The sequence below is a fragment of the Streptomyces sp. McG3 genome, from assembly GCF_018619185.1.
GTDB lineage: Bacteria > Actinomycetota > Actinomycetes > Streptomycetales > Streptomycetaceae > Streptomyces.
The window spans coordinates 1-21047 of the sequence record NZ_JAAXYC010000133.1 but is presented as its reverse complement, the minus strand read 5'-3'; the positions used below and the strand labels follow the sequence as shown (position 1 = coordinate 21047).

General features: G+C 70.7%; 14 protein-coding genes and 2 pseudogenes. 4 read left to right on the top strand and 12 right to left on the bottom strand.

All coding sequences use genetic code 11. From position 1 onward, the window contains the following. The 7 genes and pseudogenes from HET64_RS21360 to HET64_RS21335 all read right to left on the bottom strand — a co-directional run. Positions 1-278: pseudogene (locus tag HET64_RS21360) on the bottom strand (hypothetical protein); the annotation flags it as partial. A 2-nt stretch (positions 279-280) separates the two neighbouring features. Further along, complete coding sequence (locus HET64_RS21355) at positions 281-1471, bottom strand: radical SAM protein (protein WP_215107933.1); 1191 nt, start codon at positions 1469-1471, stop codon at positions 281-283. Further along, positions 1468-2460, bottom strand: coding sequence for a hypothetical protein (locus HET64_RS21350; protein WP_215107932.1), 993 nt, complete (start codon positions 2458-2460; stop codon positions 1468-1470). Before HET64_RS21350 ends, HET64_RS21355 begins: the two co-directional genes overlap by 4 nt. Continuing rightward, the gene (locus HET64_RS21345; RefSeq protein ID WP_215107931.1) at positions 2435-3631 is read right to left on the bottom strand and encodes a glycosyltransferase; all 1197 of its coding nucleotides are present in this window, start codon (positions 3629-3631) and stop codon (positions 2435-2437) included. Before HET64_RS21345 ends, HET64_RS21350 begins: the two co-directional genes overlap by 26 nt. Before the next feature lie 331 nt (positions 3632-3962). Continuing rightward, positions 3963-4085 (bottom strand): hypothetical protein, encoded by a 123-nt coding sequence (locus HET64_RS39685; RefSeq protein WP_257132553.1) that lies wholly within the window; start codon positions 4083-4085, stop codon positions 3963-3965. Between the two features lie 567 nt (positions 4086-4652). Beyond that, positions 4653-5048, bottom strand: a complete 396-nt coding sequence (locus HET64_RS21340; protein ID WP_215107930.1) for an NTP pyrophosphohydrolase — start codon at positions 5046-5048, stop codon at positions 4653-4655. A gap of 39 nt (positions 5049-5087) precedes the next feature. Continuing rightward, positions 5088-6167: an LCP family protein gene (locus HET64_RS21335; protein WP_215107929.1), complete on the bottom strand. Its 1080-nt coding sequence runs from the start codon at positions 6165-6167 to the stop codon at positions 5088-5090. A 290-nt stretch (positions 6168-6457) separates the two neighbouring features. Here HET64_RS21335 and HET64_RS21330 point away from each other — a divergent pair, with 290 nt between their 5' ends. From HET64_RS21330 to HET64_RS21315, 4 genes are all read left to right on the top strand, one after another. Further along, a complete protein-coding gene (locus tag HET64_RS21330) occupies positions 6458-7540 on the top strand; it encodes a hypothetical protein (protein ID WP_251145649.1) in 1083 nt (360 codons plus the stop codon). 372 nt (positions 7541-7912) lie between these two features. Next, complete coding sequence (locus tag HET64_RS21325; protein ID WP_251145648.1) at positions 7913-11692, top strand: bifunctional glycosyltransferase family 2 protein/CDP-glycerol:glycerophosphate glycerophosphotransferase; 3780 nt, start codon at positions 7913-7915, stop codon at positions 11690-11692. Continuing rightward, positions 11685-13160: a hypothetical protein gene (locus HET64_RS21320; protein ID WP_251145647.1), complete on the top strand. Its 1476-nt coding sequence runs from the start codon at positions 11685-11687 to the stop codon at positions 13158-13160. The genes HET64_RS21325 and HET64_RS21320 overlap by 8 nt, the downstream gene beginning before the upstream one ends. Before the next feature lie 68 nt (positions 13161-13228). Beyond that, positions 13229-14728 carry a hypothetical protein gene (locus HET64_RS21315; RefSeq protein ID WP_215107925.1) on the top strand — a complete coding sequence of 500 codons (1500 nt, stop codon included), beginning with the start codon at positions 13229-13231 and terminating at the stop codon, positions 14726-14728. 4 nt (positions 14729-14732) lie between these two features. Here HET64_RS21315 and HET64_RS21310 read toward each other — a convergent pair whose 3' ends face one another. From HET64_RS21310 to HET64_RS21290, 5 genes and pseudogenes are all read right to left on the bottom strand, one after another. Beyond that, complete coding sequence (locus tag HET64_RS21310) at positions 14733-15662, bottom strand: endonuclease/exonuclease/phosphatase family protein (protein ID WP_215107923.1); 930 nt, start codon at positions 15660-15662, stop codon at positions 14733-14735. Positions 15663-15747: 85 nt separating this feature from the next. Next, on the bottom strand, positions 15748-17877 hold the full coding sequence (locus HET64_RS21305; protein ID WP_215107921.1) for a 3-hydroxyacyl-CoA dehydrogenase NAD-binding domain-containing protein: 2130 nt from the start codon (positions 17875-17877) through the stop codon (positions 15748-15750). Continuing rightward, a complete protein-coding gene (locus HET64_RS21300; RefSeq protein ID WP_215107919.1) occupies positions 17874-19100 on the bottom strand; it encodes an acetyl-CoA C-acyltransferase in 1227 nt (408 codons plus the stop codon). Before HET64_RS21300 ends, HET64_RS21305 begins: the two co-directional genes overlap by 4 nt. 297 nt (positions 19101-19397) lie before the next feature. Beyond that, positions 19398-20669, bottom strand: coding sequence for an HRDC domain-containing protein (locus HET64_RS21295; RefSeq protein ID WP_215107917.1), 1272 nt, complete (start codon positions 20667-20669; stop codon positions 19398-19400). A 114-nt stretch (positions 20670-20783) separates the two neighbouring features. Then, positions 20784-21029 (bottom strand): annotated as a pseudogene (locus HET64_RS21290) (response regulator transcription factor); the annotation flags it as partial. Positions 21030-21047: the final 18 nt, after the last annotated feature.

The following is a 21047-nucleotide window of genomic DNA, read 5'->3' as shown; positions in this document are numbered from 1 at the left end:
CCGTAGGTGGGGGCGGAAGGGGGGTGGGCGTCGAAGAGCCGCGGGAACTCCGGGCGCTGCCAGAGTTTGCGCAGGAGGGCCCTCGCCCCGTCCAGCCGCTCGTCGTGGGATCCGCCGGGCCGGGGCGAGCAGTGGCACAGCAGCGCCAGTTCCAGTACGGCCTTCGCCTGCCGGTGCGTCGCCGTCCCCGCGTCGGCCGCGTACGGGTCGAAGTGGTCCAGGTTCGCTCCCAACCAGTCGAGCGTGCCGGCGGAGAGCTGGTCGAGAGATGACGTCATGGCTACAGGCGCTCCGTCTCGTCCAGGTAGTCGAGCAGGGTGGCGTCCACGTCGTCGCGGAACCGCATGAGGTTGCGGGTGTCCTCGTCGTAGCGGTAGAGGTCCTCGCAGGAGATCCAGCGGTCGCGGGTCGCCTCGGCGGGCCGGTACCCATCGGCCACCGTGCCGACCTCCCAGTCGGGTTTGCCCGCGGTCTCCCAGCAGCTGGCCAGGGTCCCGTCCGCGCTGATCACCGCGCCGTAGCGGCCTTCGGTGTGGCCGCAGGTGAGGCAGGGCCGGCGGGCGCCCGGACGGCTCACCCTGAAGCCGAGTTCGAGCGCCCGGCGCTGCCACCGGGTGAAGTGGGCCGAGAGCTCGCCCGTGTGCAGAAGGTCGTTGGCGTATCCGATGCCCACGTCACCGACCCGCGCGAAGTACAGCGCGCACCGGGAGGGGTCCAGCTGCGCCGCGAGCCGGTCGATGAGCGCGTCGACCCCGCCGAAGGTCTCCTGGGAGACGTTGACCCGCAGGGTCCACCGGATCGGCGTGACCTCGCTCGCCGCGACGATGTTGCGGACGATCCTGTCGTAAGTGCCGCCGTTGTCGGCCCTGTTGACCCGGATGCGGTCATGGTCGGCGCGGTCGCCGTCGAAGGTGACCTGTACGGAGTCGAGCCCGAGGCCGGAGAGCTGCCGCGCGAGCCGTGGGGTGAGCAGGGTGGTGTTGGAGATCATCCAGGCCGACGTCATCCCGATGCCCGAGGCCCGCTCCAGCAGTTCCAGGCAGCCGCGCGGGTTGAGCAGGGGCTCCCCGCCGAACAGGAGGATCCGCAGCCTGTCCAGTTCGGCCGCGGCCATCTGCCGCTCGGTGAACCCGAGGATCGAAGTGATGGTCTCCGAGGTGAGACGGGTCCGGGCGATCCTGGGCGGACGGCTGCCGTCCGTGGTGTCCTGGGCGGTGTTCTGGAAGCAGTATCCGCAGCCCAGGTTGCAGTTGGTGCTGGTGAGGACGGTCAGCGCGTACGAGCGGACCGGCGGGGCGGCGAACATGCCGCGCTCGCGCAGCCGGCGCTCCGCGTCGGGCCGCAGGTCACCCTCGGGGGTGACGTGCCGGCCGCCGAGGCGGACGACCCCGCCCCGGCCGAGGAACCACCAGTTGCGTCTGCCTTCGAGGAGGCGTGCGCCGTCCGGGAGTTGGACCTGTTGCAGGCTCATCGCGTCCTCCGAGCTGTGGATGGTGCCGTGGTCGGAACGGGGTGGGGGCGGCGGCCGTAGGCGAGCAGCAGCGTCGTCAGCGCGGTGACGAGCGTCGGCTGATAGGCCCACCGGAAGTACTGCTGGGGAGGGGCGGACGCCGGGGCCCGTCCCCGGGCGGTCTTGCCGGGTATCGACCCGTCCGGCGACCGGGCCCCGGCGAGCATTCCGAGGGCCGCCGTCCCGGAAGGCGTTCGCAGCGGGTCAGAGCCCAGGCAGTGCTGGGCGAGCAGCAGCTTGGCCGCGTACTCCCACGCGTCCTCGCGTACGCAGTGGTCGGTGAGCCGCTCCACCACGCGCAGCGCCCGCTCCCGGTCCTCCGCGTCCAGGCCGGTGTCGCGGAAGCCGTAGTCGGATAGGTAGAACACGGTGTCCGTCACCTGGCAGACGTCCAGTTCGGCCACCGGCACACCTTCGGCGCGCGCCAGCATGCTGCACGCGTACAGCTCCTCGTACGAAGCCAGTTGGTGCCCGAGGCCCGCGAGTTCGGCGTAGAACCTGGTGCCCAGGTGGAGGTAGGACGACTTGCGGCGCGGCGTCAGATAGCCGTCGGCGGACAACCGGTCGAGCACGCCGCGTCGGGCGTCGGTGACGGACCCGGCCGGTGCCAGGGCGGCCCAGATCAGACCGAACGGCCGAGCGCTGTCGGGGGAATGGGCGAGGAGATGCGGGAAGTCCGGTTGTCGCCAGGCATGTTCCACGACCGCGAGCACGGTCGCCAGGGCGATGTCGTCCGGCGCGGCCCTCTGCCAGCAGCGGCAGAGCAGCGCGAGTTGCAGGAGGGCCTTCACCCGTGGGGTCACGGGCAGTTCGGCGCGGCCGGCCGGGGAGTCGAGACGGCCGGCATGGAGCCCCAGCCACCGCCCCGTACCCGCGGCCAGGATCGCGACGGTCTCCTCGGCGGCGGCTGTCCCGCCGTCCGTGTCAGGGGCTGACGTTCGCGTAGTCATGGTCCTCCTTCGGGATCACGGAGTGCTGGGCCAGCCGCTCGACGACGTCGGCCGCACGGGCGGCGCCGTCCACCGCTGCCAGCCTCCGGCCGAGGGTCCGGGCGCGGTCCCGCAGGGCGTCGTCCCGCCACGCGGAGTCCAGCAGCGCCGGCCAGTCCGACAGCGCGGATTTCGGCAGGTGCACGCCCACGCCGGCCCGCATACAGGCGCCGGTGAGCAGCGGCTGCTCGGATCCGTTGGGCGAGGCCGCGAGGGGGCGGCCGCGCAGCAGGGCGGCCAGTACGGGGGCGGATGTGCCGCTGGTCACCACCAGGTCGGCCAGGTCGATCAGCGGGCCCATCCACGGCTTGCGCACCGTCAGGATGTCGGCGCCCGGGGCGGGTTCGGGGCTCGGGGAGCGGCCCTGCTCCACCACGGCCTGGAACCGGCCGCCGGTGAAGGTCTCGTTGAGGTGGGGCCACCGGCTGCCGCCCTCGAACACGCGCCCGAGGTGGACGTACACCACAGGCTTCCCGGACCGCGCCACCCGTTCCCTGACCGCGTCGACCTCGCCCGGTCCGGGCGTCGGCTCCCAGCGCAGCGGCCCCACGTGCACGACCCGGTCGGGCAGTTCGGTGCCCGGGTACTCCAGCTCCGGGTCGCCGCGCAGCAGCAGGGCGTCGCCCGGCAGCGGGTCGTCCCCCCACCGGGAGCCGCGCGCCGGAAGCCCCGCCTGTTCCCGCACCTCGGCGTACTGCTGACGCATCTCACGGGTCCGGTTCCGCCGGGGCCTGCCCAGCGGCGGCTCGTCGTCCCCGCCCGTCCGGTAGTCCCAGAGGTGGACCGAGAGCCCGACGACCGCCACGGGAAGGCCGAGCACCTCGGCGGCGAGCAGGGTGCCGTGGCACAGCACGGAGGTGATGAGCAGGTCGGCCCGGTCCGCGCGGGCGGCGCGCACGGTCGCCCGGTACTGCGCCATGGCGGAGGTGCCCCACCACGCGACGGAGAACGCGCGCCGTTCGCCGAAGTCCTCCGTCGCCGCGAACGGCAGTCCGGCGTCGGCGGCGACCGAGGCGGCGCCGGACCTGCCCAGCACGCTGACGTGATGGCCGCGCCGCCGGAGCTCACGGCCGGCCGCGATCGTCGGGTAGAGGTAGCCGCCGTCGCTGAGCGGACACAGCAGGATCCTCACGATGACCCCCGGCGGGGACGGGCCGGCCGGATGCCGGACAAGGCGTGCCGGAGCGGAGCGGCCGGTGCCGGGAGCTCCCGCACCCCGTGCTGCGGGGCCCGGTGCGGGCGCCGGCGCTGGGCCGGCAGGGCGGCGGGGGTCACTCGGTGCTCCCTCGTGGCGTGGCGGGCGGTGGCGGCCCGAAACGGGCGGGAGGGCCGACAGGGCGAGGGCCGCACGGCGGCCGGGCGCGTGACGCGGCCGGGCCTGACGGCGGCCGGGCCTCCGTCGCTCGGAACGATCTCTCCGAGCTCCGGAGGCCCGTGCGGTGCACAGGACTCGACGGGGCGAGTTACTGCAGCATGTCGCTGTTGTTGGTGAGGCAGTTGCCCGCCTCGTCCTCGCCGTCCTCGCTGTGCGCGACGACCTCGAAGTCCTCGGACTCGGTCGGCTCCTGGCTCTGGTTCTCAGGCATGTTCTTCTCCTCTGTCGACGGTGTCGGTTGCACCGGCTGAGAAGGAACGTACGGACGCGCGGTATGGGAACGCCTGATCGTCGGCCCGACGCCGGTATACGGCCCATGACACGGGCACGTCGCAGCACGGGAATCCGGTGCGGGGGCTCGGTACCGGACCGTGGACACGTGTCGGCCCACCGCACGTCGGCGCACGGCCGGGAGGCCGGGAAGGGCGGCCGGGCGCGGTGGGCGGGCGCGGCCGCGCGCGACGAGGGCCGGCGCGCCCCGGCCCGGAGGCAGAGCCTCGGAACGTACGGGCCCGAGAAGCGGCATCAGGAGCTGTGGACCGCAGGCACTGTGCATCAGGAGCTACGGACCAGAAAGCCGAGCATCAGGGGGTACGGGCCGGGGAGCCGGACTCAGAGGTACGGGCCGGGGAGGCCGGCCTCGGATGGTTCGGGCCGGAGAAGCATGCCTCGGAAGGTACGGGCCGGGGAGCCGGACTCAGAGGTACGGGCCGGGGAGGTATGCCTTTGAACGTACGGGCCGGAGAACCCGGACTCAGAAGGTACGGGCCGGGGAGCGCTACGCGTCCGGCGACGGCCGTACCGTACGGGGTCCCACACAGCGGGCCCCGTACGTCTCGACCCGCTGCCGCAGTCCCCGGTCGGCGGTGACGACGACGCAGTCCCGGTCCGGGGCGGCCCCGGCCGCCAGCTCCGCGATCAGATCGTCGCCGCTGCCGGGGGCCGAGTCGACCCGCACCCCGGCCACGGAGGCGACGCCCCGGGCGGCCCCTTCCACGACGAGCACCAGCTCGACAGGGCCGGGCAGCCCCGGCAGCCCGGCCGACGCGTACGGGACCAGCGAGTCACGCAACCGCGCCGCCGCCCCGCGCCGGTCCCGCCACCATCCGTCGGGCACGGAACCGACCACGTTGGCGGCGTCCACGATCACCAGCACCGCATCGTCCTTGCTCATCCCGGCAGGGTGTCACGGGCGGCGCGGTACGACGGGGCCTCAGCCCCCGGTGGCGGGGGACTTCTTCGCGTCCTCGGGGATCGCGGTGTCCTCGCGGATCGCCTTCCACAGCCGGCCCGCCTGCGGCTCGGCCGCGATCACCCGGGCCTTGTCGATCTTGTCGTACGCCACCGGCAGCATGATCGTCTCCATCGAGGCCGGGTCGACGCCGTTCATCGAGCGGGCGAACTCCGCCAGCGAGGTGAGCGACGCGAGCCCCGAGTCGGTCGTGAGCGACTTGGTGGCCGACTTGGCGATCTTGTACGAGTTCGCCGGACTGCCCAGCAGATTCTGCGACTTGACCTCGCTCAGCAGGGCCATCAGGAACTGCTGCTGGAGCCCGATGCGGCCCAGGTCGCTGCCGTCGCCGATGCCGTGCCGGGTCCGGACGTACGCCAGGGACTCGGTGCCGTTCAGCTTCTGCGGCCCCGCGGTGAGGCTCAGCCCGGAGGCCTTGTCGTCGATGTCCTGCGGTACGTCGACGGTGACCCCGCCGATGGCGTCGACCAGGTCCTTGAACCCGGCGAAGTTGATCTCCAGGTAGTGGTCGATGCGGACGCCGGACATCTTCTCCACCGTCTTCACCACACAGGCCGGGCCGACCTGCGCGTAGACGGAGTTGAACATGACGCGTTCCTTGGCGGACACCGTGGACCCGTTGTCCCCGACGCACTCGGGCCGGGTCACCAGGGTGTCGCGCGGTATGGAGACGGCGACGGCCTTCGACCGGCCCTCGGGTATGTGCACCACCATCGCGGTGTCGGAGCGCGCACCGCTGACACCCCCGCCGCCGCCCAGCTCCTTGTTCTCCGCCCCGGCACGCGAGTCCGAGCCCAGGACCAGCAGATTCTGCCCGCTGGTGGGCAGCTTCTCCGGACGGTCCTCACCGAGCGCCTTGTTGATGTCGACGCCCTTGATGTTCCCGTCGAGCTGGCTGTAGAGCCAGTACACGGTTCCGCCGGCGGCGAGCAGCAGGACGAGCAGGACACCGAGCGTGATCTTGAGTCCGCGGCGGCGCTTGCGCGGCTTGGCCGCGCGTCGGGAGGCACGCGGGCCCGGAGGCATGACGTCGTTGCTCATCCTGTTTCGAGTCCCTAGGTCTCGCGGCCCCGTGGGGCTGTGGCGGGTGGACTCGGGTGGGGGGAGGGGCCGGTCCGACATGCGTGGTGCGGAGAACTATAGACAACTGGTCGAGCGCTCGTGCGAGTCCCGTGGTGCGCCGGACGGTCGCGCGGTCGTCATGGCGGCGTTCGATCGCCAGGGATCTTCATCTCCTGAGCACCATCTGTTCGCTCGCTGTGAGGGTCTAGGATGAGTTCGATTCGAAATCACGTGCCATGGGTCGAACGTCTGGAAGGTGACTCGGAACGATGCTCGGACGGACTGTCCGCCCGGCTGCCACGGTCGCTCCCGGCGTCGGCACACTGCGGGGAATCTGGCTCGCCAAGGGCAGGGACGGGAGCCTCACCGTCTACGCTCCGGCGGAGGGCGGACTCCGGCGCTGGACCGAGACGCGGCCGGGGGCGAAGGACTGGGGGCAGCCCGTCCTGGTCCCGATCGCCGGCCTCACCCACCTCTCGGTGACGCAGGACGTCAACGCGTACGTGCACTTCGTCGGCCGCCGTGAGCGGCGGAAGGCCGACGGGCGGACCGTCGTCGACGTCGTGTACGCCATCCAGTATCAGACGGGCCGCCCGGTCTCCGAGTGGCGTTCCCTCGGGAATCCGCACAAGGACGCGGAGCCGGCCGGCCGGCTCGGGGAGCCCGCGGTCGTGGTGACGCCCTCGGGCATGGTCCACATCTTCGTCCGTAACGCGGATGGCGGGCTGGCCCTGCGCCGCGAGCAGAGCGACGGCAAGTGGCGGCCCTGGAACGACCGTCGGGGCAGCGGCATCGCATCGACCCTCGCGGCGATCGCCCTCGCGTCCGGCCGTATCGAACTGTTCGCCACCACGGCGGACGGCATCCTGCACTGGTCCCAGCAGGCCCCGGGCGGGGCGCTCGGCGAGGGGCGGCCGGCGCGCCTCGCGGCGGCACCGGGTTCGGTGGCGGTCCTGGAAACGGGGCCGGACCGGCCCACCTACTACTGGACCGATCCCGCGGGCCACGGAGTGGTGGCCTACCGGGAGGGGGCCTGGCCGACGGCCTTGGGAGGGGTGCCGGGCGACGGCCCGCACACCGCGCTCCGCGCGCTCCTGGACGGATACGACTGCACGGTGCTGGCCCATCGCGGCATCGACGGAAGCGCCGTGGTCGGGGTGGGCGTCACCGAGGACGAGGGGAACGGTGTCTGGTGGTCCGACACGGGCGTGCGGTGTCTCGTGCCGCCGGCTCTGGCCCTGGACGTCTACGGCCGGGTCGTGATGGTGGTCGTCGACGATGACGGCATCCCGAGGGTGGCCCGGCAGACGGACGACCCGGGCCTGACGCTCTCCGAGTGGCGAAGACTCTGATTCCGGCACCCCCGCACGCGGTCCGCCGACCCCCATGGCGCTTTCCCCTGCGTGGATGCCGGTAAGAGGAGATCGCCGAGCGCCCTGGAAGGTTGTGCGCGGCGGAGTATGGCGCATGTCACGTGGAAGTGTCGAGCTCATTGTCGAGCTGTGCGCAGGATCTGCACATTGACATCTTTTAACGTTCACTTAAGATTTGCGTCTGACGCAACAGTTCGAGAGCTGATCCGCAGGCGATCGACGGGGGTGTGCCCGATCTTCGAGTCGACGGGGATTCGTCGGGGGCGGTGTGCGGTGGTTGGGAAGTTGTTGTCGCGCAGGTGGTTACTCCTGCCTCGAACCGGAGTGTGAAGTATGGCCGCTGGGCCCCGTTTGAGTGTCATCGTTCCGTTTCAGGACGTTGAGACCTACCTCACGGAGTGCCTGGAGTCCATCGCGCGACAGACCTTCCGCGACTTCGAAGTGATCATGGTGGATGACGGTTCCACGGACACCTCCACGGCGATCGCCCAGAGCTTCTGCACGGCCGACCCGCGCTTCCGGCTGATCCGCCAGGAGTCGCACGGCCCCGGGCACGCGCGCAACACCGGGCTCCGAGCCATGCATCCCGACGGTGAGTTCCTGGTGTTCGCGGACGGCGACGACGTCATCCCCGAATACGCCTACGAGTTGCTCGTCCGCACGCTGACCGAATCGGAATCGGATTTCGTCTCCGGCAATGTCCAGATGATGAACTCCACCAAGAAGTGGCAGTCACCGCTCCACAAGGGCCCCATGCAGCGGGACCGCAAAGGCACGCACATAACGCGCTTCGAGGCCCTGATCTACGACCGCACGGTGTGGAACAAGGTGTTCCGCCGGTCGTTCTGGGACCACCACTTCATCGAGTTCCCCGAAGGCGTCCTCTACGAGGACTCGTGGGTGAACATGTTCGCGCACTTCCGGGCGAGCAAGGTCGACGTCATCACGGACATCGTCTACTTCTGGCGCCGCCGCGACGGTGGCGCGGCCCCGTCCATCACCCAGCGCCACACCGAGGTGTCCAACCTGCGTGACCGTGTCGCCGCCGTGCAGTCGGTGAGCCGGTTCCTCGGGCAGCACCGCTCGCGCCAGTTCCGTGAGCACAAGCGCAAGTACGATCTCGCCTGCCTCAAGTCCGACCTCATGCTGCACCTCAAGGTTCTCCCGGACGCGGACGACGACTATCGCGACGCGTTCATGCACTGGTCCCAGGAGTTCCTCGCCGAGGCCGACTACGACATCATCGAGGAGCTCCCCGCCGACGCCCGGGTCAAGTGGCTCCTCGTCCACCAGGGCCGGCTCGGCGAGCTCCTCGACGTCCTGGAGTTCGAGCGCAAGGGCGGGCCGCTGCCGGTCCGTCGACGGTTGCGCCGCTACCTCAACTATCCGCACCTGGAGAACCGGAAGACGGGTCTCTACAAGAGCGACTACCGGCTCGACAAGGAGCTCTCCCCCTTCAGTTCCCTCTCCGGGGCGGAATGGGACGGCGACTCCCTGGTCCTCAAGGGCTCCGCCTACATCCGGTTCATCAATGTGCACAAGCGGCACATGTCCACCAAGATGCTGGCGCTCCGCAACAAGAAGACCGGCAGCAAGCTCGTCAACCTGGCCAGGACGACCTACTTCCCGCAGGCGACCGAGTACTCCAACCAGAGCCGCTACTGCTACGACTGGGCCGGCTTCGAGAGCCGCTTCGACGTCACCCGGCTCCAGCGGAAGGGCCAGTGGGTCGAGGGCACCTGGGACGTCGCCGCAGGTGTGTTCAGCCGGGGCCTGTTCCGGTACAAGGGCATCGGCCGGGGCAGCGCCGGAACCGCCGCCAACCCGGCGTACCGCTATGTCGACAAGAACACCCGCATCCTGCCGCTCTTCGTGCAGGGCAGCCTGAAGCTCCGCGTGGAGATCGTCCGCAGCCGTATCACGCGTCACCGGGTGGTCGGAAACCACCTGGAGGTGGGCGGCGTCCTGCTCGCCCCCGCCGTCCCCGAATGGGGCAAGTTCCGCGTCACCAGCATGAACGGCGCCGGCCGGCACGACTCCTGGATGACGTTCCAGCCCGGCGGCGAGGGCTGGTGCACCTTCGCCACCCGGATCCCGCTCGACAGCCTTGTCCCCGGTTCCCGGGCGACCGGTGACACCGTCCCGCAGGCGTGGACGATGGGCAGCAACGGCTGGAAGGTCACCCTCCACGTGGAGGGGCGCAAGACACCGCTCTACCCCGTGCTGGCCCAGGACGTCGAGGACGGCCACTACCGCATGCCCGCGACGCTCCAGACCGAGGAGCGTGACCGTGAGGTGGTCGTCCACGGCAACGGCTCCGGCTACATGGTGCTCTTCGAGCGCGCCGCCCTGCCCCTGCTCAGTGACGGCGAATGGCTCGCGGACGGCTCGCTGGAGCTCGTCTGCGACTACGCCGGAGCGGACCTGCTCCCGCCCGCGGAGCGGATCAGCGCCCACCTCGTCGTGCGGTCGCGCGCCCACGGCGCCGAGCGGGCGGTGCCGATCCAGTGGGACGGGCGGCGGTTCCGCGCGGTGCTGACCCCCGCCGCCATGCGAACCCTCGCCGGAGGCATTCCGCTCGCCGCCGGCCGCTGGGACTTCTTCCTGCGCCGTCAGGACCCGTCGGCGGTGGCGCCCGAGGACCGCTCCCCGGACCTCATGATCAAGATCGATCAGGGGATCATCCCGTCGATGCCCCAGAACCTGGAGGTGGGGGAGCGGCGCTACGAACTCCAGGCCGAGGCGTACGACAGGCTGTCGATACTGGTGCACTCCGCCATGCCCGAGGAGGCGCGGGGCCCGTACCGGCAGAAGCTGCTGCGGACCAAGGCCTACCCGCAGGCCCGCCGCGAGCCGATCCGCCCCGCCGTGCTGTTCGACGCCTTCAAGGGCACGCAGTACTCCGACAGCCCCCGTGCGGTCCACGAGGAGATGATCCGGCGTGGCGTGGAGCTCGAACATCTCTGGGTCGTACGGGACGACCAGGTCGACGTACCGCCGACGGCGCGGCCCGTGCGCATGTGGTCGCCCGACTGGTACGAGGCCCTGGCGACCTCTCGGTACGTGGTCGCCAACAACCACCTCCCCGACTGGTTCGCCAAGCGCTCCGGCCAGATCGTCGTCCAGACCTGGCACGGCACCCCGCTCAAGAAGATCGGCCACGACATCGAGTCGGTGCACTTCGCCGACCAGCGGTATCTGGAGCGGGTGGAGAAGGAGGTGCAGAACTGGGACATGCTCGTGTCGCCCAACAGCTTCTCCACCCCGATCCTCCAGCGGGCCTTCAAGTTCCCCGGCGAGATGGTCGAGTGCGGCTACCCGCGCAACGACATCCTGCGGCGCCCCGGGACGGAGCGCCGTGCCGAGGAGATCCGGCAGCGGATCGGCCTGCCCCGTGGCAAGCGCATCATCATGTACGCGCCCACCTGGCGCGACGACCAGTTCTACGCGCCGGGGAAGTACAAGTTCGACTTCCGGATCGACCTCGACGACGCCCGGGCCAGGCTGGGGGACGACCACGTCCTCATGGTGCGCCGCCACCCCAACGTGGTGGACCCCGTTCCCGGCGCGGGCGACGGCTTCGTCTTCGACGTGTCCGACTACCCGGACATGGCGGACCTGTCGCTGATCAGCGATGTGATGATCACGGACTACTCGTCCCTGATGTTCGACTTCGTGAACACCGGGCGTCCGATCCTGTTCTTCACCTACGACCTCGACCACTACCGGGACACCCTGCGCGGTTTCTACTTCGACTTCGAGCAGAGCGCCCCGGGCCCGCTGCTCTACGCGTCGACCGAACTGATCTCCGCCATCCGGAACATCGACCGGATCGAAATGGAGTACACCGAGCGGTACCGCTGGTTCCAGCGGGAGTTCTGCGACCTTGACGACGGATACGCCTCCGCCCGGCTGACGGACCGCATCCTGGTGGCCGGAGGGGACCTGGAGCCGGACCGTGCCCGCGGGGGAGAGCCGCGCGTCACCGTGCACCAGCCGCGTGGACAACTCGCCCAGGCCGTCCGCGGAGACCACGAGCAGCGACCCGCACCGTCGTCCGTCTCCCAGCCGACCACCTACACCGTGACCGCAGCGCAGTACTCCGCGAGGACGGATTCCCTTCATGTCTAAAGCAGTGTCGAGCCGTACCACCATCACCGGGATCGAAGCGTCCGGCGCCTATCCGGTCCACTACCGGTTCTCCCATGCCAAGAGCGGCAACCGGCATCTGGTGGTCGTCTTCGCCAACTTCTCGGCACCGGACGACTACGGCTGGTCGAACGGCGTATTCGACAACGTCCGCGCCAACATCCTCTGGGTGCGCGACATGTTCGACGGCAAGAACAGTTACTACCTCTGCAAGGACATGGACTTCGAGCTCGAGCGGTCCGTCATCACGCTGATCTCGAATGTGATGAACTCCCTCGGCCTCACCCCGGACCAGTGCACGCTGTGGGGCGGGTCGAAGGGCGGCAGCGCGGCGCTGCACTTCGGCCTGAAGTACGGATTCCGGAACATCGTCTCGATCGTGCCGATGTTCCGGATCGGCACGTCGGTGCAGAAGCGTCCGGCCATCGCCGACTTCATGATGGGCGGGCACGTCACCGAGGAGAAGATCCGCGTCCTCGACAGCGTTCTTCCCGACCTCGTGCGCTCGCAAGCGAACCGCTCGGCCAACCTCTACCTGCTGTCCTCTCCGCAGGACGAGAACTATCCGGTACAGGTGGAACCCTTCCTGAACCTCTTCCAGAACTACGAGAACTTCAACTTCATCTACAGCGACTCCCCCTTCATCACCGACCACACGACGGTGACCCGCCGCAATGTCCCGGCCCTGATGGGGCTGCTCAACCTCCTGGTCGACGGCATCGCCCCCCGGATCGGGGTCGTCACCAACGGCCATGAGCAGCCCGACGCCGACACGTCCGGCATCAACGGATACCTGAAGGCGACGTCGCAGGTGCGGGCCTCCTTCGCCGCCCCCGTGGTCGACACGCCCGCTGCCGGCGAGCGCGTGCACACCGGGGTCGTGGAGTTCACCGGGACGGCGCCGGGAGCGGTGCGGCTGAGCTTCTGGGAGAAGGGGAAGTACATCGGGTCACCGCAGGTCGGGCCGGACGGCTGGTGGAGCTGGAGCCGGGAACAGGGCTGGGCCGCGGGTGAGCACGTCATCCGCATGTTCGCGGTGGACGCGGCCGGATTCCATTCGCCGCGCACGGAGGTCCGGTTCACCGTCCCTCCGGGCGGAACGGCGGCACCGGTCCGCCCGGCGGCCGCCGGGGCTCCCGCGGCACCCGTGGTGACGGTGCCCGCTCCGGACCAGCACCTCGCGGGACCGGGAGTCGTCATCGCCGGGCACGCCCCGGGCGCGCTCCAGGTGGCGTTCGTCGAAGGGGGCGTGTCGCTGGGCGCGACGGTGGTGGCCGCCGACGGCACCTGGACCTGGGATGCACGCTGGGCATGGCCCGAAGGGCCCCACCGGGTCGAGTGCTACGCGATCGACGCCCAGGGCGGGGAGTCCCGCCGAAGCCAGGTCGGCTTCCATGTGGCCGGCGCGTTCATCCCCTCGGCGGCCCCGCAGGACGTCCCCCGATACTGAAGCCCTGGGCCGGTCCTGGCCGTGCCGGCGACCAGGCTCTCCCCCGTACCAGATTGGAACCCCGAGCCGTGCCGAAAGCAGCCCCGACCCGCCCCTTCGAGAACGGGATCGACGCCTCCGGGACCTATCCCGTGGAGTACCGGTTCTCGCATGCCACGAAGGGCAGCCAGCACCTGGTCGTGGTGTTCGCCAACTTCTCCGTTCCGGGCGACTACGGCTGGTCGAACGGAGTGTTCGACAAGCTGCGTGCGAACGTCCTGTGGATCCGTGACCGCTTCCACGGAAAGAACAGCTACTACCTGTGCAAGGGCATGGACTTCGGCCTGGAGCAGTCGGTCGCCGGTCTCATCTCGAACGTGCTGCGTTCGCTCGGCCTGACACCGGACCAGTGCACGATGTGGGGCGGCTCCAAGGGCGGCAGCGCCGCGCTCTACTTCGGTCTGAAGTACGGGTACCGGAACATCGTCTCCATCGTCCCGCAGTTCCGGATCGGCACCTACATCCTCAAGTATCCGTCCGTGGCGGCGCACATCATGGGCGAGGTCACGGAGCAGAACACCCGCGCCGTCGACGACGTCATCGCGAACCTGGCGCGCGCGGGAGCGAACCGCGACGCCAACATCTACCTTCTCTCCTCGCCCCAGGACGAGCAGTACCCGGAACAGGTGGAGCCCTTCCTGCCGCTGTTCGCCGGCTACGAGAACTTCAACTTCATCTTCAGCGACTCCCCCCACATATCCGATCACGCCCGCGTGACCAGCCGGAACGTGCCCATGCTCATGGGCCTCCTCAACTTCCTCATCGACGGCGTGGCCCCGCGGCTCGGGTTCGTGCGCAACGGCGGGGAGCGCCCGGACGTCGACCGGTCCGGGATCAAGGCCTTCCTCCAGGCGACCGCCAAGGTGCAGCAGGGGTTCGCCGCTCCGGTGGTCTTCACGCCGGCCTCCGGCGAGACGGTGCACGAGCAGAGCGTCGTGTTCCGCGGGAGCGCACCCGGCGCGGTCCGGCTCAGTGTCTGGGAGCGGGGCAAGTTCCTGGCATCACCGGAGGTCGCCCCGGACGGGTCCTGGAGCTGGCAGCGCGATCGGGCGTGGAGCGTGGGCGACCATCCCGTGCGCATCCTGTCCGTGGACGCCGCCGGCTACCACTCGCCCTGGGCCGAGGCGAACTTCACCGTGGCCGATCGGGCGGAACCGGCGGCCGGGCAGTTCCTCGGCACGGCGCCGGCCGGGAACACGTTCCCGTCGCAGCCCGCCATGGTCGCGACCCCGGGCGCCGTGGTCCTCCACCCCGCGCCCGGCCAGCAGGTCCCGGGCCCGGCCATCGGGCTCATGGGCCACGCCGTCGGAGCGGCGCGGGTGGAGTTCGTCGAGGGCGGACTACGGCTGGGCACGGCCCCGGTCGGCCCCGACGGTGGATGGTCGTGGGAGTCGGGGTGGTCCTGGACCCCGGGGCCGCACACGGTGGAGTGCCATGCCGTCGACCCGCACGGCAACCTGTTCCCGCCGGCCGTGGTCACGTTCAGCGTCGTGAACGCAGATGCCGAGTCCGCGGGCCTCCGCTACTGAGCGGTCAGCCGGTGGTGACCCGCATCAGCAGGGCCCAGTGGTCCGAGGCCGGTGAACGGACGACCGAACACTCCTGGCGGGGCAGGTCGGTGAAGAGGTAGTCGATTTTGAACCCGCTGCGGTGGGTCTTCCCCGGCGCACCGGACGACCGGGACTGGTCGCACTCGCGGTAGACGCCGTACGGGCCGTCGACCTGGGCCCATGCTCCCGTTCCGGCCCGCCCGGGCGGGCCGGTGTTCAGGTCGCCGCCGAACACGGTGCGCGGTCCCTCCGCTGCTTCGACCAGCGCCCGCAGCTGATCGGCGCGCAGCTCGGGCGTCACCGAACGGGCCCCGCTCTGCTGGGGGTTCAGGTGGGCGGTACAGATGCGGACGTTCTCCTTCCGGGCGGTGGCGCAGAGCACGGACCGGCGCATACCCGCGGCAGGCTGCGGCAGGGGGACGTCGGTGACCTCGCTCAGGGGCATGCCGGAGAGGATCCCGTAGCCCGCTGTGCCCCGCCCGTCGCCGGTGCACCGGGACGTGATGGACCCGCCCCCCTCACGGGGCGCCGTGTACGGGCGGAACAGGCTGTGCCACTCGCCGCCCAGCGACGTTCTCACGGTGTCCAGGTCCTCGGAGCACATTTCCTGGAGCAGGACGACGCGCGCCCCCGACTCCCGTACCAGGGCCTCGATCCGGGCCTTCTTCTCCTCGGCCGACCCCGTGTCCTCGCAGTTCCACTGGCGTACGCCGCAGATGTTCCACGTCACGACGGACAGGGTGCCCGCGGCGTCGGTACGCGTCTGCCCGCCGGTGCGCGGTGTTTCCTGGGTGTCACCGAACAGACGGAAGCCGAGGGCCAGTCCCACCAGCGCCGCGAGAACCCCCGCCCCGGCCACCCACAGCAGGGAAGGCCGGTGACTGTGTGGCGAGCCCGCTCGTCGTCCTGGCATCTTCCGGCCTCTCCTCGGCATGACGGAGCGGGCCGCACAGCCTCTCGGCCGTGCGGCCCGCTCCGGGACCACTTCTACACCATGGTTACGCCGGCACGCTCGCCACGCCCCGCGCGAGGAACGGCTTGCCGTTCACCCGCTGGGAGACGCCCTCACGGTCCAGGTACGGCGTGATGCCGCCCAGGTGGAAGGGCCAGCCCGCGCCGGTGATCAGGCACAGGTCGATGTCCTGGGCCTCGGCGACGACGCCCTCGTCCAGCATCAGGCCGATCTCCTGCGCCACCGCGTCGAGCACGCGGTCGCGGGTCTGCTCCTCGGTGAGGACGGAGTCGCCCTGCTTGAGGAGCGCCGCGACCTCGGGGTCGAGGACCGGAGCGCCGGAATCGTAGACGTAGAAGCCGCGCTTGCCGGCCTTGACGACCGCCGCGAGGTTCTGCGAGACCGTGAAGCGCTCCGGGAAGGCGCGGTTCAGGGTCTCGGAGACGTGCAGGCCGATGGCCGGGCCGACCAGCTCCAGGAGCACCAGCGGGGACATCGGCAGGCCGAGCGGCTCGACGGCCTTCTCCGCGACCTCGACCGGGGTGCCCTCGTCGATGACGTCCTGGATCTCGCCCATGAAGCGGGTGAGGATGCGGTTGACGACGAACGCCGGGGCGTCCTTCACCAGCACCGCGGTCTTCTTCAGCTTGCGGGCCACACCGAACGCCGTCGCCAGCGAGGCGTCATCCGTCTGCTCGCCGCGCACGATCTCCAGCAGCGGGAGGATCGCGACCGGGTTGAAGAAGTGGAAGCCGACGACCCGCTCGGGGTTCTTCAGCTTCGACGCCATCTCGGTCACCGACAGCGAGGAGGTGTTGGTGGCGAGGATCGCGTGCGCCGGGGCGACCGCCTCGACCTCCGCGAACACCTGCTGCTTGACGCCGATCTCCTCGAAGACGGCCTCGATGATGAAGTCCGCGTCCGCGAAGCCCTCGGCCTTGTCGAGGACACCGGAGACCAGGCCCTTGAGGCGGTTGGCCTTGTCCTGGTTGATACGGCCCTTGCCGAGCAGCTTCTCGATCTCGGCGTGGACATAGCCCACACCCTTGTCGACGCGCTCCTGGTCGATGTCCGTGAGGACGACCGGGACCTCCAGGCGGCGCAGGAACAGCAGCGCCAGCTGCGAGGCCATCAGGCCCGCGCCGACGACGCCGACCTTGGTGACCGGGCGGGCCAGGCTCTTGTCCGGGGCGCCGGCCGGGCGCTTGGCGCGCTTCTGGACCAGGTTGAAGGCGTAGATGCCGCTGCGCAGCTCGCCGCCCATGATCAGGTCCGCCAGCGCCTGGTCCTCGGCGTCGAAGCCGGCGGACAGGTCGCCGTCCTTCGCCGCCGCGATGATGTCCAGCGCGCGGTACGCCGCCGGGGCCGCGCCGTGCACCTTGGAGTCGGCGATGGCCCGGCCGCGGGCGACGGCCTGGTCCCAGGCCTCGCCGCGGTCGACCTCGGCGCGCTGAGGCGCGACCGTGCCCTTGAGGACGTTCGCGGTCCAGATCAGCGACTGCTCCAGGAAGTCCGCACCCTCGAACAGCGCGTCCGCGATGCCGAGTTCGAAGACCTGCTGGCCCTTGAGCTGACGGTTCTGGTTCAGCGAGTTCTCGATGATCACCGAGACCGCGCGGTCCGCGCCGATCAGGTTCGGCAGGAGCGCGCAGCCGCCCCAGCCGGGGACCAGGCCGAGGAAGACCTCGGGCAGCGAGAACGCCGGGAGGGCCTTGGAGACGGTGCGGTAGGTGCAGTGCAGACCGACCTCGACACCGCCGCCCATGGCCGCGCCGTTGTAGTACGCGAAGGTGGGGACCGCGAGGCCGGAGAGGCGGCGGAAGACGTCGTGGCCGCCCTTGCCGATGGCCAGCGCGTCCTCGTGGCGGCCGAGGAGCTCGACGCCCTTGAGGTCGGCGCCGACCGCGAAGATGAACGGCTTGCCGGTGATGCCGACGCCCGTGATGGCGCCCTCGGCGGCCTCCTTCTCGACCTGGTCGATCGCGGCGTTCAGGTTCGCCAGCGACTGCGGTCCGAAGGTGGTCGGCTTGGTGTGGTCCAGGCCGTTGTCCAGCGTGATGAGGGCGAAGTTGCCCGCACCGGCCGGAAGGTCCAGGTGGCGTACGTGCGCCTGGGTCACGACCTCGCCGGGGAACAGCTCGGCCGCACCCTTCAGAAGCTCAGTGGTGGAGCTCACTTGTTGCCTCCGTCAGCATTGAAGTGCGGGTTCTCCCAGACGACCGTGGCGCCCATGCCGAAGCCGACGCACATGGTCGTCAGGCCGTAGCGGACCTCGGGCTGCTCCTCGAACTGCCGGGCCAGCTGCGTCATGAGCCGGACACCGGAGGAGGCCAGCGGGTGGCCGTAGGCGATCGCGCCGCCGTACTGGTTGACGCGGGCGTCGTCGTCGGCGATGCCGTAGTGCTCCAGGAAGGCGAGCACCTGTACGGCGAACGCCTCGTTGATCTCGAAGAGACCGATGTCCTCGATGGAGAGGCCGGCCTGGGCCAGCGCCTTCTCGGTCGCCGGGATCGGGCCGTAGCCCATGACCTCCGGCTCGACGCCCGCGAAGGCGTAGGCGACGAGGCGCATCTTGACCGGGAGGCCCAGCTCGCGGGCGACGTCCTCGGCGGCGAGCAGGGAGGCGGTGGCGCCGTCGTTGAGACCCGCGGCGTTACCGGCCGTCACGCGGCCGTGGGCGCGGAACGGGGTCTTCAGACCGGCCAGGGACTCCATGGTGGTGCCCGGGCGCATCGGCTCGTCGGCGGTGACCAGGCCCCAGCCCGTCTCGCCCGCCTCGGCATTGGTGCGGCGCACCGAGACCGGCACCAGGTCCTGCTGGATCTTGCCGTTGGCGTACGCCTTGGCGGCCTTCTCCTGCGAACGCACCGCGTACGCGTCGGCGCGGTCCTTGGTGATCGTGGGGTAGCGGTCGTGCAGGTTCTCCGCGGTCATGCCCATGAAGAGGGCGGACTCGTCGACCAGCTTCTCCGACACGAAGCGCGGGTTCGGGTCGACGCCCTCGCCCATCGGGTGGCGGCCCATGTGCTCGACGCCACCGGCCACGACGACGTCGTACGCGCCGAAGGCGATGGAACCGGCCGTCGAGGTGACGGCGGTCAGCGCGCCCGCGCACATGCGGTCGATCGAGTAGCCGGGGACGGACTGCGGCAGACCGGCCAGGATTCCGGCGGTACGGCCCAGCGTGAGGCCCTGGTCCCCGATCTGCGTGGTCGCGGCGATGGCGACCTCGTCGATCTTCTTGGGGTCCAGGTCCGGGTTGCGGCGCAGCAGCTCCCGGATGGCCTTCACGACGAGGTCGTCGGCGCGGGTCTCGTGGTAGATGCCCTTGGGGCCCGCTTTGCCGAACGGGGTGCGGACGCCGTCGACGAAGACGACGTCCCGGATGGTACGAGGCACGGTGGCTCTCCTCCAGGGTGCGGGATGGCACTGCTGCGGGGCACGCCACGGGGGCGCACCGCCTGCCCTCATGCTACTTGCGGGTAACCAGACTGCCCACCCCTCGCGGCCGGAGCGTCGAAGGTCACACCGCCCCGACGCCCGGTCCGGGCCGCCCCAGTGGCCGCGCGGCAGGAGAAGGGGCCCCGAACCTGGCGCGATTTCGACCATCGGTTCGGTCCGTGGACAGGGTCGGGGAAGCGGAAAACCCCCGGCCGGTGACCGGGGGTGTTCGCTGCGTCACGGGAACGGGGTGTATCAGGAGGCGTCCAGCGCCCGCACCAGGAGCGGGGCGACCTGCTGGATCTGCCAGTTCCGCGCCCCGTACCCGGCGAGGGTGTCCTCGACGGCGCCGGGGGTCGGGTTCTTCGGCGGCTCCCAGCAGACCCGGCGCACGGTGTCCGGGGTGATCAGGTTCTCCTGAGGCATGTGGAGGCGCTCGGCCAGCTCGGAGACGGCGGTGCGGGCGGCCGAGAGCCGGGCGGCGGCGGCCGGGTCCTTGTCGGCCCAGGAGCGCGGGGGAGGCGGTCCGGCCGGCTGCTGACCGGGCTGCGGCAGCGCCGTCTCGGGCAGTGCCTTGGCCCGCTCCACGGCCGCCTGCCACTGCTCCAGCTGACGGCGTCCCATGCGGTGGCCGAATCCCGGCAGCGCGGTCAGGGCCTGTACGTCGACCGGCAGCGCGAGCGCGGCCTCGATGATCGCGGCGTCGCCGAGCACCTTGCCCGGGGAGACGTCGCGGCGCTGGGCGACCTGGTCGCGGGCGGTCCACAGCTCCCGGACGACGGCCATCTGACGGCGGCGCCGCACCTTGTGCATGCCCGACGTGCGGCGCCAGGGGTCCTTGCGGGGCGGTGCGGGCGGCGCGGAGGCGATGGCGTCGAACTCCTCCCGGGCCCACTCCAGCTTGCCCTGCCGCTCCAGCTCCTCCTCCAGCTCGTCGCGCAGGTCGATCAGGAGCTCCACGTCGAGCGCGGCGTAGCGCAGCCAGGGCTCGGGCAGTGGGCGGGTGGACCAGTCGACCGCGGAGTGGCCCTTCTCCAGGGCGTATCCGAGGACGCTCTCCACCATGGCGCCGAGGCCGACGCGCGGGAAGCCCGCGAGCCGTCCGGCCAGCTCGGTGTCGAACAGCGAGGTGGGCGTCATGCCTATGTCCCGCAGGCACGGCAGGTCCTGGGTGGCCGCGTGCAGGATCCACTCCGTGCCGGACAGCGCGGAGCCGAGGCCGGAGAGGTCGGGGCAGCCGACCGGGTCGATCAGGGCGCTCCCCGCGCCCTCGCGGCGCAGCTGTACGAGGTAGGCGCGCTGGCCGTAGCGGTATCCCGAGGCGCGCTCGGCGTCGACGGCCACCGGGCCGGTGCCCGCGGCGAAGGCCGCGACCACCCCGGCGAGGGCGTCGTCGGACGTCACCACCGGGGGAATGCCCTCGCGCGGTTCGAGCAAGGGGATCGGCGCCGGGGCGACGTCGTCCGGGGGAGCGCCCCCGGTGGTTCGCAGTGAAGTGTCTGCTGCGGTCTCTTGGGCGTCGGTCACGTGTCAAGGGTATCTGTGTATGCGCGGAGCCCGTCGACGGAACGTTCCGTCGACGGGCGGCCATGCGCGTATTCCAGCCGGAGGCGCATCGGTGCACGTCCCGGCGGGGTGCGGTCAGTGGATGATGCCCGTCCGCAGGGCGACCGCGACCATGCCGGCACGGTCTCCGGTGCCGAGCTTGCGGGCGATGCGGGCGAGGTGGGACTTGACGGTCAGGGCGGAGAGGCCCATCGAGACGCCGATGGCCTTGTTGGACTGGCCTTCGGCGACCAGGCGGAGCACCTCCACCTCGCGTCCGGACAGTTCGCGGTAGCCGCCCGGGTGGCTCGGGGAACCGGGAGGCCTGCGGTGCATACGGGCTGTCTCTTATACCCATCT